The organism is Mycoavidus sp. B2-EB (assembly GCF_014218255.1).
GTDB lineage: Bacteria > Pseudomonadota > Gammaproteobacteria > Burkholderiales > Burkholderiaceae > Mycoavidus.
This window is the reverse complement of record NZ_AP021872.1, coordinates 810,497-823,069: the sequence shown is the minus strand read 5'-3', so window position 1 is coordinate 823,069 and position 12,573 is coordinate 810,497. Positions and strand designations below refer to the sequence as shown.

The 12,573-nt window shown below is 49.1% G+C and carries 13 protein-coding genes; 6 read left to right on the top strand and 7 right to left on the bottom strand.

What is annotated here, in order from left to right; all coding sequences use genetic code 11:
- Positions 1-6: 6 nt before the first annotated feature.
- Entirely contained in the window at positions 7-768 is a 762-nt protein-coding gene (locus MPB2EB_RS03775; protein ID WP_185182512.1) for a metallophosphoesterase, read from the bottom strand.
- Positions 769-1,287: 519 nt separating this feature from the next.
- Here MPB2EB_RS03775 and fabD point away from each other — a divergent pair.
- Positions 1,288-2,415 carry an ACP S-malonyltransferase gene (gene fabD, locus MPB2EB_RS03770; protein ID WP_185182511.1) on the top strand — a complete coding sequence of 376 codons (1,128 nt, stop codon included), beginning with the start codon at positions 1,288-1,290 and terminating at the stop codon, positions 2,413-2,415.
- Between the two features lie 346 nt (positions 2,416-2,761).
- On the opposite strand, the gene MPB2EB_RS03765 is transcribed toward fabD, so the two are convergent.
- Positions 2,762-3,115, bottom strand: coding sequence for a hypothetical protein (locus MPB2EB_RS03765; protein WP_185182510.1), 354 nt, complete (start codon positions 3,113-3,115; stop codon positions 2,762-2,764).
- The gene (locus tag MPB2EB_RS08620; protein ID WP_370576628.1) at positions 3,033-3,221 is read right to left on the bottom strand and encodes a hypothetical protein; all 189 of its coding nucleotides are present in this window, start codon (positions 3,219-3,221) and stop codon (positions 3,033-3,035) included. Before MPB2EB_RS08620 ends, MPB2EB_RS03765 begins: the two co-directional genes overlap by 83 nt.
- 31 nt (positions 3,222-3,252) lie before the next feature.
- On the opposite strand from MPB2EB_RS08620, the gene MPB2EB_RS08570 reads away from it, so the two are divergent.
- The 3 genes from MPB2EB_RS08570 (at position 3,253) to MPB2EB_RS03750 (ending at position 6,366) form a co-directional block, all read left to right on the top strand.
- Entirely contained in the window at positions 3,253-3,375 is a 123-nt protein-coding gene (locus MPB2EB_RS08570; protein ID WP_255491208.1) for a hypothetical protein, read from the top strand.
- A gap of 593 nt (positions 3,376-3,968) precedes the next feature.
- Positions 3,969-5,081 carry a branched-chain amino acid ABC transporter substrate-binding protein gene (locus MPB2EB_RS03755; protein WP_185182644.1) on the top strand — a complete coding sequence of 371 codons (1,113 nt, stop codon included), beginning with the start codon at positions 3,969-3,971 and terminating at the stop codon, positions 5,079-5,081.
- A gap of 106 nt (positions 5,082-5,187) precedes the next feature.
- Entirely contained in the window at positions 5,188-6,366 is a 1,179-nt protein-coding gene (locus MPB2EB_RS03750) for an efflux RND transporter periplasmic adaptor subunit (protein WP_185182508.1), read from the top strand.
- Between the two features lie 100 nt (positions 6,367-6,466).
- On the opposite strand, the gene MPB2EB_RS03745 is transcribed toward MPB2EB_RS03750, so the two are convergent.
- Positions 6,467-6,667: a DUF1127 domain-containing protein gene (locus MPB2EB_RS03745; RefSeq protein ID WP_185182507.1), complete on the bottom strand. Its 201-nt coding sequence runs from the start codon at positions 6,665-6,667 to the stop codon at positions 6,467-6,469.
- A gap of 327 nt (positions 6,668-6,994) precedes the next feature.
- On the opposite strand from MPB2EB_RS03745, the gene mutS reads away from it, so the two are divergent.
- Positions 6,995-9,598 (top strand): DNA mismatch repair protein MutS, encoded by a 2,604-nt coding sequence (gene mutS / locus MPB2EB_RS03740; protein ID WP_232534508.1) that lies wholly within the window; start codon positions 6,995-6,997, stop codon positions 9,596-9,598.
- 69 nt (positions 9,599-9,667) lie between these two features.
- On the opposite strand, the gene MPB2EB_RS03735 is transcribed toward mutS, so the two are convergent.
- Positions 9,668-10,225, bottom strand: a complete 558-nt coding sequence (locus MPB2EB_RS03735) for a peptidylprolyl isomerase (protein WP_185182505.1) — start codon at positions 10,223-10,225, stop codon at positions 9,668-9,670.
- 254 nt (positions 10,226-10,479) lie between these two features.
- On the opposite strand from MPB2EB_RS03735, the gene MPB2EB_RS03730 reads away from it, so the two are divergent.
- Positions 10,480-10,731: a hypothetical protein gene (locus MPB2EB_RS03730; protein WP_232534482.1), complete on the top strand. Its 252-nt coding sequence runs from the start codon at positions 10,480-10,482 to the stop codon at positions 10,729-10,731.
- Positions 10,732-10,789: 58 nt separating this feature from the next.
- Here the strand turns inward: MPB2EB_RS03730 and bamC are convergent, their stop codons facing one another.
- Together bamC and dapA are read right to left on the bottom strand one after the other, a co-directional pair.
- Entirely contained in the window at positions 10,790-11,566 is a 777-nt protein-coding gene (bamC, locus tag MPB2EB_RS03725; protein ID WP_185182504.1) for an outer membrane protein assembly factor BamC, read from the bottom strand.
- Positions 11,567-11,624: 58 nt separating this feature from the next.
- Positions 11,625-12,533, bottom strand: a complete 909-nt coding sequence (dapA, locus tag MPB2EB_RS03720; protein ID WP_185182503.1) for a 4-hydroxy-tetrahydrodipicolinate synthase — start codon at positions 12,531-12,533, stop codon at positions 11,625-11,627.
- Between the last annotated feature and the right edge of the window lie 40 nt (positions 12,534-12,573).

Here is a 12,573-nt window from a genome sequence, read left to right as displayed (position 1 = left end):
CATTGCTCAAATTTCGTAGACACACAGAAGTTGTTTAGCCGTAATGCGAACTTCCTGAGGATACCCAAAGGCATTATTAATATACGAAATACCGTCAATCGTGATATTTTGATTAATGTGGCTATGGCCGTAAACATGGATTTTTGACGCTAATTGCCGAATCTGTGTTTCAAGGGCATAGGCGCCAAGAACTGGATAAAGCTTTCTTTTATCAAGCGGAATATAGGCGGGCATCAGATCAATCCGCGGCAGGAAATGCGAGAAGGAAATCACGGTTTGCCTGACATGACTTAATATAGGCTCATTCAGCTGAACAAAATGGGTAGTAATATCACGTGCGCTAAAATGCGCCGGCCAACGACAGGCATAAAAATCCGCCCAGATGGAGAAAAGCTCTGTGTCCGGCTGACCAAACGAATAATCGTACCAGCCCAGAAGAGGAATGATGGATAACGATCCCTCATGGAATGCCTGCATTGAGGCGCCGCAATCTCTAACCAGCGTACAAATCTGATTAAATTTGTCTAACGAATGACGCTCAGACTTATCCCGTATCACCCAGAGATCGTGGTTACCAGGCACGTAAAGAATTTTTTTAAACCGGCTGACCAAACTTTTAAGGCACCACTCAAGCTGTAGCAAAGAATCGGAGACATCGCCGGCCAGGATCAATACATCATCACGATAGTCGTAAGTAGATAGTTGCGCAGTCCATTGCTGGTTGAGCTCGTAGTCAATATGTAAATCTGACAGCGCAAAAACTCTCATAATCCGGCAATCCTTTATTTTGATTCGAGCAAAGAATGATGAGAAACAGTTACGCTACAAGCTCCTTGAGCCGGGTTAAGTAAGGACTGGGCCCCGGAACAGACCGCCCCTTTTATGTCGGACATTTTATGCATGAGATTAACATCTTAAATCAAATAATACATGCCAAATCATACATTCGTCTGATTAAAAACCATGCAATCCGTGATCAAACAATTTAGCTCATTGATACAACGTTCCTATAGGATAAAGCGCTAATTCCAGGCGAGAAGCTACTTGTTAGGCTTTAACTTCTCTGCTAACGTGGATTGGCACACGATCAACCGCCATAACCATGGCTGCGCTTAAAAAGCTGCGCTGTGGCTTTGTCCTGCACAATTTTGTGCCAGAAATCCTCAGCCAGGATGGCGAATTTATTGGGGGGCTTAGATCTGATTTAATAACGTAAAGTTGATCCTAGCCTACGCAGCGTCTATAGTCGTTTTTACAGTCTGTTAGCATTTTATGAGGGGGATTGTCATGAGTGTCTATATGTTTCCAGGTCAAGGTTCCCAAGCGAAAGGAATGGGCGCCGAACTCTTTGAACTCTTCCCAGAGCTCACCGCGACCGCGAACGAAATTCTGGGTTATTCAATCCAGGAGCTGTGCCTCAAAGACTCAGAAAAACAGCTGAATAACACACGCTATACGCAACCCGCCTTATTCGTCGTTAATGCGCTTGCATATCGGCAACGCAACCGCGCGTCAAGCACTCGCGCCGATTATCTTGTCGGCCACAGTCTGGGTGAATACAATGCGCTGGAAGCGTCAGGCGCAATCCGTTTCGAAGATGGCCTAAAGCTCGTCAAAAAGCGGGGAGAATTAATGAGCGCAGCGCCCGCAGGAGCGATGGCTGCCGTCATCGGACTCACGGAAACAGCGGTTAAGGAAATTTTACAAACTCATAACCTGACATCCATCGACATCGCCAATCTGAATTCGCCCACGCAAACCATTCTTTCTGGCTTAAAAGAAGATATCATTCGCGCGGCCTCATTCTTTGAAACCGGCGGCGCGCGATACGCACCATTGAATACCAGCGGCGCTTTCCACTCCCGCTATATGGAAGCCGCTCAGAAAGAATTTGAAGCTTATCTAAAGGAATTTACTTTCTCTACGCTTTCAATTCCGGTCATCGCAAACGTTAATGCCAACCCCTACCAAACTGAACGCATTGGGGCCTACCTAGCAGCCCAGATTACGCACCCGGTGCAATGGACCCAAAGCATCCAATACCTGCTAACCAAAGGAGAAACCCTCTTCGAAGAGCTTGGCGTAGGAAACGTATTAACCAAGCTGCTCACAGACATCAAAAAGCATCCGCTACCTAGCGCAACTTCTCAACCTGATGTAACGACTCCTGCTATGCCTGAGAGACCGGCCGCCATGCCGCATACTGACCGTGAGCAAGCGCTTGCCGAATTACAAAAGAAGATCAATGAATGGAATCACAACTATCCGATCGGCACCCAAGTCAAGACCGCTTCGCTAGACCGCCCTATAGCGACGAAAACCCAGGCCATGATGCTCTTCGGTCACCGCGCTGCGATTTACCTGGAAGGCTATAACGGATATTTTGAGTTATGTGACGTGCAACCTGCTCAATGAGGCCATACTCTATTTATCTTTCGCAGCACGCAACACAAGCAAAGCGTAGCACAAAATAAATTGTTGGCAAGAACTATATTCAACTTCAATCAGCTCGCATCACCGTAGTCTGAACCGAGTTCGCGCAGCAATAGAGAGAGGCTATTCAGGTTCTGACCAAACTGATCGATCGCGTGATGATATCGCGTTGAATCATGCAGCATATACTTGATAAAGTTGGCCAGAGAGCCCGTCGCACTTAGGTCTACAAAGACATTAGGCGGCCTCTCTAACACCAGCGCCTGAATCAGCGCATGAAAATCCACCGGCTTGCGGATAACGTCCCAAAGATACTGACCTGGATTAATTAATCGGACTCTTTAATCAAACGCCCGTAAGTAGACGAGTAATAAGGTATATGCGGGGATTGAATCGCTACGCCATTAGCGAGCGTCATAACCTTATCCTTTATGGATTCGATATAGCTCGAATGAAATGGGTAAAGAACGGGCAGATCGACTGCCCCAATACTCGCTTTGCTTAAGCTGGCTTGCACGTGCTCCAGCGCTACCCTATGACCGGTAACGCAAAAATTATTAGCAGAATTGGCGCAACCCAGCTCAACGCCCTGATAGACATCAGGATACTGCTCGAAGTGAGCCAGCGGCGCCAATACAACCAGCATACCGCCTAGCGCACAATCGTTTACGACGCTCATCATAAATAATCTGGGCCAGTGAGTACCCAAGTTCAGGCTCAACGATTGCGCTGCATGCGTCCATATGATGGCGAAATACAAGGTTCTTCTCATATAACTGCCGCCCCATTTGAAAGTACTGGGTACCCTGCCCACCATACATGAAGACTGTGCGGTTTGTCGTGCATACCCTGGGGGTTGCCGCCAGATCGTTAGAGTTTGAGGTCCGGGTTGTCATGATCGAACAGGCATGGCGCACAACTCAAACGATTTTGATGGACTAAAGCACGCTTTACGCGTTTCACGAATGCGATGTGGCCACTCTAGGAAGGCAATACGCATCTGATTGAAAAACCAGTGAATCTTTTTACTCATTGTCACCGCTTTTTGGGATTTCATGCCAGCCCTCAAAAAAGCTACACTGAGGACGCCCCTTCATTATTCAACAGATGTCAAACAACCGGATTTTTACTTTGATGTTCAATACCAAAAAACTATAGCAACAAAGCTTAGTTTTCCACAAGATCTCTTTAAATTTTTTAACAAGATGCAGAAGTATTTAAGCTGGGCATCTGTAATAAAAATCCTCACACCAATATCCCGAGACCAAGAATTCACCGTTTGGTGAAAATTTCACACCCGTTACTATAAAGTACAAAAAATCACTCATAAGTCAATTTTTACGAACGACAAATCGTTTGAGCCTTGTGTCGGGTACGGAGAGAAGCCAGCATCACTTTTTAGAAATCAGGCATCATTTATGCTACATTGAGTTCGCTAGCGCTGTCGTACGATTCAGCCATAAAACCATCAGGAGAATGGAGGAGCAATGGAACGGTTTCTTAAACGCATAAACCTCATCTTGCTAGCAGGATGGATGTTGGGTATTAGCTTCAGCGCTGCGGCGCGCAATGCTCAGAATATTGCCGAAATCAAGGTTGGATGCGCAGTGCCTATTACTGGCGCACAAGCCCATTACGGTCGGGATTTTCTAAATGGTGTGATTCTCGCGGTTGAAGATTTCAATGCAACTGAACCGGTGATTGGCGGCGAGCCCATTCGAATCGTACTGCTAACGCAGGATGACCGCGCCGATCCTCATATGGCGATTAGCGTGGCTAAAAATCTGGTAGACCAAAATATTAAGGGGGTTTTGGGTCATTTTAATTCAGGCACCACCATTCCGGCTTCTCATATTTACGCTCAAGCCAACATTCCCCAAATTGCCATGGCCTCAGCCCCTCAGTACACTCAACAAGGCTTTAAAACTACCTTTCGCATGCTCGCTTCAGATCTCCAGCAAAGTGCCTTGGTCAGTGCTTATGTCGCCAAAAAACTTAAATTGGAACGCATCGCCATTGTCGATGACCGCACCACCTATGGTCGGGGTTTAGCCGATCAATTTGAAACCGCCGCTCAAGCAGAGGGCATCAAAATCGTTGGCCATGAGTACGGCAGCGATAAAACGATTGATTTTAAGGCCCTCTTAACTCGCCTCAAGCGGAGTCATCCACAAGCGATCTTTTATGGAGGCGTTGATGCGCAAGCGGCAGCCATGGCTAAACAAATGCGCGCACTGCATATAGATGCTGTTTTAATTGGCAGTGAAGGGATTAAATCAAAGGCTTTTTTAAAAGTGGCGGGGCCGGCCGCCGAAGGCGTTATCGCTTCATCGATCTGTCTGCCGCTGGATAAAATGCCACACGGCAAAGAATATGCAGAGAAATATGAAAAACGTTTTCACGAGAAAGTGCAGATCTATTCACCTTATGCTTATGACGGCGCGATGGCCATGTTTACTGCAATGAAAACAGCGGATTCAGCTGAACCCGAACAATACTTACCTTATCTGGCTAAGACTGAAATGCCTGCGATCACAGTAGAAACGCTGGCTTATGATGAGTTTGGCGATTTGAAGCAAAGCGAGGCCATCGTCTATAAGGTTGTGCATAGGCAATGGGAGGCTCAGCCTATCATGCATAAAAAATAATCTCGTGTTATCGTTCTTGTTGCAACAACTTCGCCCGAGCGTACTGGCTTTAGCCCAAAAAGTAGCATGCTAGGACCCACCCCTTCGTTTCAAAAAGGAAAAAAATATGAGTGGCACTCAGCGGCAGTCGTCTGCCTCAGTGACCGTCAACGAACCGCCCATCAATCGCAAACGCCACCGCATGATGCTCACACTGTGCGCATGCATTGGCAGCACAGTCATCGGGTATAGCTTATATTATTTTCTGCATTCGCGTTTTTACGAAACCACAGATGATGCCTATGTTAATGGCAGTATTGTCCAAATTACGCCGCAAGTCACCGGCACTGTAGTTGCGGTTTATGCTGACGATACACAACGGATACAGGTCGGTGCGCCCATCGTGCAGCTCGATTCAGCCGATGCCAAACTCGCTTTAGAAGAAGCTAAAGCCGGACTCGCGCAAGCGGTACGCCAAGTCCGTACGCTCTATGTCGGTAACATGACGAACCAAGCTTATCTAGCGCAACGCCAAACTGAGCTCGCGCGGGCGCAAGGCAATTTACGCCGCCGGCAAATGCTGGCGCAATCGGGAGCGCTGTCGGTTGAAGAGATCGAGCATGCTCAAAATGCAGTTGCTTCCGCGCGAGCGGCCCTGCGCGTAGCCCAAGAACAACTTGCCTCAAGCCGCGCACTGACGGGTCGCACGCAGCTTGCCGCGCATCCGAATGTGCTGACCGCTGCGGCGAAACTACGCAGCGCTTGGCTAAACGACGCGCGTAATACATTACCTGCTCCAATTACAGGCTATGTCGCTAAGCGCTCGGTTCAAGTCGGGCAACGTGTTGCGCCCGGCACCCCTTTAATGGCGGTGGTGCCACTCAATAACGTATGGGTTGATGCAAATTTTAAAGAAGTTCAACTTAAACAGATTCGCCTCGGTCAGCCCGTGACGCTAAGCGCGGATATGTATGGCAAATCGGTAGTCTACCACGGCCGTGTGGCCGGTTTTTCAGCAGGCACGGGCAGCGCGTTTTCGCTTTTACCAGCGCAAAATGCGACGGGTAATTGGATTAAAGTCGTCCAGCGGCTGCCAGTGAGAATTGCGCTCGATCCTAACGAGCTAGAAAAACACCCGCTCCGCCTTGGCCTATCGATGCACGCTACGATCGATCTCCATCCGACGAATGCTGAAACCGCTCTACTACAGTCCACCTCTTCATACGAAACCAAGGTATTTGATCAATCTGGGAAGCAAGCGGAAGCAGAAATTCAACGCATTATTGCGGAGCATTCAGATATATAGCCAATAATATTAGGTTTATATTTATCTTTTATAAACCCAAAGATCGATACCTGCTATTTATTATCCACTCAGGTATCGATGAAACTATAAAATAATAATCCTAACTGGCTTTATGATGACGATAAGGATCGTTTCTTATCCAATTGGCTAATCTTGGATTTTCCCAGACTTGCGCCCGCGTTAAACCTATGTCCTTTAAGGTTTCATCATCTAGCAAATCTAGTGCTGAGCGCGTACGAGCCAAATACCATTGATCCTGTAAGGTTTTTAAAATTTTCCCTAAAAAATGCATGACAGACATAACAAACCCCGTTGAGTTACTCGCTTTATAATCACATCGAAATCCATCGATGGTCTTCTAAGATAATCCATCGTAAATCTTTGTTCAAGTTTATAGCAGCAACGAAATAAGAATTATGAGCGATTTAATGTCTAAGCGATAAAGTGCACTATTTTTGACGCGAGATTCTGTGTCTTAAGCGCCAAACTGGATTAGACTAACGCCTAACAACAAAAGCCAGCACGCAAGCCTTTCTCAGACCAAAATATGCATTTTCAGCCATTAAACGAAGACTCTTTTACCTCGAACACCCCGCCCCACTCTCGCGACGCTAGCGGCCATACGCCAATGATGCAGCAATATCTGCGGATTAAAGCGGAGCACCCGCACACTCTACTTCTGTATCGGATGGGAGATTTTTATGAGCTTTTTTTCGAAGATGCTGAGAAGGCCTCACGCCTACTCGATGTAACGCTAACACAACGCGGCGCATCGGCTGGACAACCGATCAAAATGGCGGGTGTACCCTATCATGCGCTTGAGCAATATCTGGCAAAATTGGTCAAACTGGGGGAATCTGTCGCTATTTGTGAGCAAATTGGCGATCCTAACGCCTCAAAAGGACCCGTCGAGCGCAAAGTCATGCGCATTGTCACGCCGGGCACCTTAACCGATGCCGCCCTCCTCTCAGATAAGCAAGATGCCTGCTTGCTGGCTTTTGCAGCCGTGCAAAACCGCCGCAACCGAAGCCAGACACTCGGCTTAGCCTGGCTTAATTTAGCCAGTGGCGCTTTGCGGCTGACCGAGACCAACCCGGCTGATTTGCCCGCGCTGCTGGAGCGGATTCGCCCGGCTGAAATCCTCGTCGCTGAAAATAACGCGGCAGCGCCGCCTCATTGGTTGGGTGCCTTAACCCGCGTTCCAAGCTGGCATTTCGATCTGGATGCAGGGCATAAGCGCTTATGTGAACAACTGGCTGTCGCCAACCTTGATAGCTTTGGCGTTCACACCTCATCCGCCGCCTGTGGCGCAGCAGGCGCTCTATTACTCTATGCTGCCGCCACGCAAGGCCAGCAATTACGCCATATACGCAGCATACAAGTTGAACAAGAAACGCAATATATTAGTCTTGATCCGGCCACCCGCCGTAATCTCGAGCTCACTGAAACCTTGCGTGGCACGGATGCCCCAACTTTACTCTCGGTACTCGATACCTGTTGCACATCAATGGGCAGTAGATTACTGCGCCATTGGCTGCATCACCCACCCCGCGACATGCAGATTGCCCAGACCAGGCAACAAGCCGTCACCGCCTGGCTGCAAGCCGAGTCGCATGCCGCGGGCGATGGCTTGCTTGAATTGCGCCAAAGCCTGCGGCAGATCGCCGATATTGAACGGATCACAGGCCGTATTGCCCTCTTAAACGCCCGCCCGCGCGATTTAGCCAGTCTACGCGATTCATTGCATCAACTCCCAAACATCAACGCTCACCTGGTTCCTCTCACTCCGTCAGCTTCTTTGCTAACGACATTAAGCGCCGCGCTGGAACCTCCAGTGGAGTGCCTCGCTTTGCTGCAACGAGCGATTGCCGTTGAACCGGCAGCGATGATTCGTGATGGCGGCGTGATTGCCAACGGCCACGATGCAGAACTCGATGAATTGCGCTCGATTTCCAAAAATTGCGGTCAGTTTTTGTTGGAATTAGAAACGCGGGAACGCATCCGCACCGGAATTGCAAATCTACGCGTCGAATACAATAAAGTGCATGGCTTTTTTATTGAGGTAACCCGCGGCCAAACCGATAAAGTGCCGGCTGACTATCGGCGGCGGCAAACCCTAAAAAACGCAGAGCGCTATATTACTCCAGAGCTTAAGACGTTTGAAGATAAAGCCTTGTCCGCCCAAGAACGCGCTCTGATGCGCGAAAAAACCTTATACGATGAGTTGCTGCAAACGCTGCTAACTTATATCGCGCAATGCCAACGCATCGCAGCCGCTTTGGCTGAACTCGATGTCCTGGCAACCTTTGCCGAACGCGCACGCATGCATCATTGGACTGCACCTGAATTAACGCATGAAAGCGGAATTGCAATTGAGCAAGGATGCCACCCCGTGGTAGCGGCTCAAATTGAGCGATTTATTCCGAATGATTGCCAACTTTCCGCGCAGCGCAAACTGCTTTTTATCACCGGCCCGAATATGGGCGGCAAATCTACTTTTATGCGGCAAACCGCATTGTTGGTGCTGCTGGCTTATATTGGCTCTTATGTACCGGCACAAAGCGCGCGCTTGGGGCCGATTGACCGAATTTTTACGCGCATTGGCGCGGCCGACGATCTAGCGGGAGGGCGTTCAACGTTTATGGTTGAAATGACTGAAGCCGCAACGATTTTGCATCACGCAACTCCGGCTAGCTTAGTGCTCATGGATGAAATCGGACGCGGCACCTCGACTTTCGATGGCCTAGCGCTGGCCTGGGCAATTGCACGACATTTGCTCACCGTAAACGGTTGCTATACGCTATTTGCCACCCATTATTTTGAGCTTACACAACTCCCTGATGAATTTGAACAGGCCGCTAATGTGCATTTATCCGCGGCCGAACATCAACAAGGGATTGTGTTCTTGCACACCGTCAATGAAGGGCCCGCCAACCAAAGTTATGGTTTACAAGTCGCCCAACTGGCAGGCGTACCGCCCGGCGTGATTCGCGCTGCCCGCAAACACCTGCAGCAATTAGAACAACAAGCGTTAAATCGCCCTTCGCCACAATTGGATCTGTTCAATCTCGCTACGCCCGCCGTCAGTGTGCCAGACGAAAGCTTATGCACGGTACCAACGGAGCACGCCACCCTTAAAAAGCTACGCGCTCTTAATCCAGATGAAGTGCGGCCGCGTGAAGCGCTAGATATATTATTTGAATTACACGCACTGGCGACAGAAGCCGAGTAAAAGAGATACGCCCCCACTGGATGCTCTAAACATCCAGTGGGGGGAAACCCGAATTTAGATTTTTAAATTTTAGTGCAGCAGGGGCGAAGCATCGTCATCGGATGAATCAGAAGGTAGAAGCTCAAGGCCATCCTCCCCATGCACATGACCATGATCAATTTCTTCAGCTGTTGCAGCGCGCACGTTGATCACTTTTAGTTCAAACCTGAGCGCCATGCCAGCCAGTGGATGGTTACCATCTAGCACGACGTGATCGTCGGCAATATCAGTGACGATGTAAATCGGCAAATCCTCTTCGTCATCTTCATCTTCGTCGCTATCTTCTTCATCCTCGTCTAGCATACCCTCAAACTGCATACCTACTTCTAGCACTTCAGGAAAGCGGCCACGCGGCTCAACTCGTATCAGCTCAGCATCATATTCGCCAAAAGCCTCACTGGGTTCGAGTTGAATTTGAGTTTCAAATCCTAGCTCTTGCCCTTCTAACGCTTTCTCAACCTTTGGAAAAACGCCATCATATTCGCCATGCAGATAGACCATCGGCTCACTGCTTTTCTCGATCAGATTATTTTGCGCATCAGATAAGGTATAAGAAAGGGACACTACAGTATTTTTTGCAATCTTCATCGTTAACTCTCCACAACACAGACTATATTATACGCTGCGAAGCTTCATCTGACGGCAAGAATATATGCGCGATTTGAGTGGCAGCCACGCATTGACTACGCCGAAAGATTTTGTAACATTGCTAACCGTTCTGCAATGGTGAAGTGGTTAAGGAGCTGATATTGTAAAGCCTGGTGCGATTGGCTAAGTTGCTTTAACGCCTCTCAGCCAGTGTTGGATTAATCTATTGCCCACTTTAACTGTAAAAGGACGTAATGATGAAAAAAAGCCTACTCCTCGCCTCTTTAATGACCGCTCTTGTTTTAGCTGCATGTAATAAAGCCAGCGAGCCTGCGGCAAGTGCCCCTAGCGAAACACCAGCCGTTACAGCGCCTGCTGCGACAGATACAGTAGCTACACCAGATACGACGACTGCCGCCCCGGCAACTGAAACGAGCAGCACCCCTAGCGCGGCTCCTTCAGATACGCCTGCCGCAACCGGCACGACGACACCTGCGGGCCAATAAGCGTCAAATCACTTCTCGTTAGTCTAGGGGGCCAAACGCCCCCTACCACCCCTAACCCTTACTTGACGTCCTGTCGACGCGCATTAACGTTAAGCTGCTCCGCTTGCGCAGCAGTCAGCCCAAACTGCTCAATCAAGCGCTTCAATAACGCTGTTTCAAGCTCGGCGTTACGCGCTCGATCTTGCCAGCGCGAGCTTTCTTGGAAGCGACCAATTAATACTTCTTCCATCCCACGATGCGTAATTGAAATAGATGTCGTGCCGTTTGCATTGTGCTCCACTAACATGCGGAAGCGGTCGCGCATACCGGATGAATATAATTTATCCGCCACTTGGCCAAGCGTACGGCGCAGCCAATCATTAGACATTTGCGCGCGATTTTCGGCCCAATCGGTCTCCATGAGGCCCATTTCGGGCCGATCTAAAGTCAATCTAAAACCATTGTTCGACCAAAATGCCCGCAACAATGGCCATAATTGTGTAGGGGTGTAGCCCACGACCACCAACCAACGTTGATCATCGTCCGCTTCAACTTGCAGTCTTAAAGAAACCGACTGGGTGCGCCCTAAAAGCAGGTGAGGCTTGGCTTGTGCACGTTGCTCTGGCGTCCCCAGCGACTCTATCTTCGCCTGGCTTGGCGCAGAAAAATTTTCGCTATGCTGAAGCGGCGCTAAATCAGCGGGTACCGTGAGCGAAGGCGCAGCTTTCGCGTTTTTATAATCAACCCGATCAGGGGAAAACCATTCGTTCACAGTGCTACACCCCATTAGCGCGGAACTCATTAACAGCGTAGTGGTCGCGCACTGGACAAAAAAGTAAGGCTTAAGATATTTCATCAGATGTGATTTAAGGCGGGCTCGCAGCCCGCAGGTACAAATTCAGGAGGAGCGATGGCTAGACTAAACATGCTTCGCGTAAGGCACTGCGCAAAGCCGCGTGATGAGATTCATCGAGTGGCGTAAGTGGCAAGCGGATACCGCTTTTGATCTTACCCAACTGCGCCATCGCCCATTTTACGGGAATCGGATTCGACTCAATAAAAAGATCGCGGTGCAATGCTAAAAGCTGCATATGGATGGCGCGCGCGCGCGCCACTTCACCGGCCAGCGCCGCGGCGCATAAATCGCTCATGGCCCGCGGCGCCAGGTTTGCGGTGACTGAAATATTGCCGTGGCCGCCCATTAACATGAATGCCACAGCCGTTGGATCATCACCGCTATAAATAGAAAAATACGCCGGTGCAGATTTCATCAATTCAAGACCGCGTTCAAGTTTGCCCGTTGCATCTTTAACCCCAACAATACCAGGTACTTGAGCCAGTTTTAGAATCGTTTCATTGCTCATATCGGCCACGGTGCGACCGGGCACATTATATAAAATCAGTGGCAAATCGACCTGCTCAGCAATCTTTGCAAAGTGTTGGAAGATACCGGCTTGGGTCGGCTTATTGTAATAAGGCACGACTTGCAAAGTCGCATCTGCGCCGACTTGCTTCGCATATTCAGCGAGCGCCACCGCCTCAGTCGTTGAGTTGCCACCAGCCCCCGCAATCACTGGAATGCGCGCCGCGGCATGTTCCACTGCAGCTTTAATTAATAACTGATGTTCATCGATTGAAACCGTCGGTGATTCTCCGCTCGTGCCTACAATCACGATAGCCTGGGTACCTTGTTCTACATGCCAATCAATTAATGCACGCAAGGTGGACAAATCCAAGCTGCCGTCTTCGAACATTGGTGTGACCAACGCAACGATACTGCCGCGCACAGAAAAAATAGAGGGTTCTTTTATCAAACCAGTCATCGTATGAATAAATTAGGCGATTAATTAAATTGAATGGGCA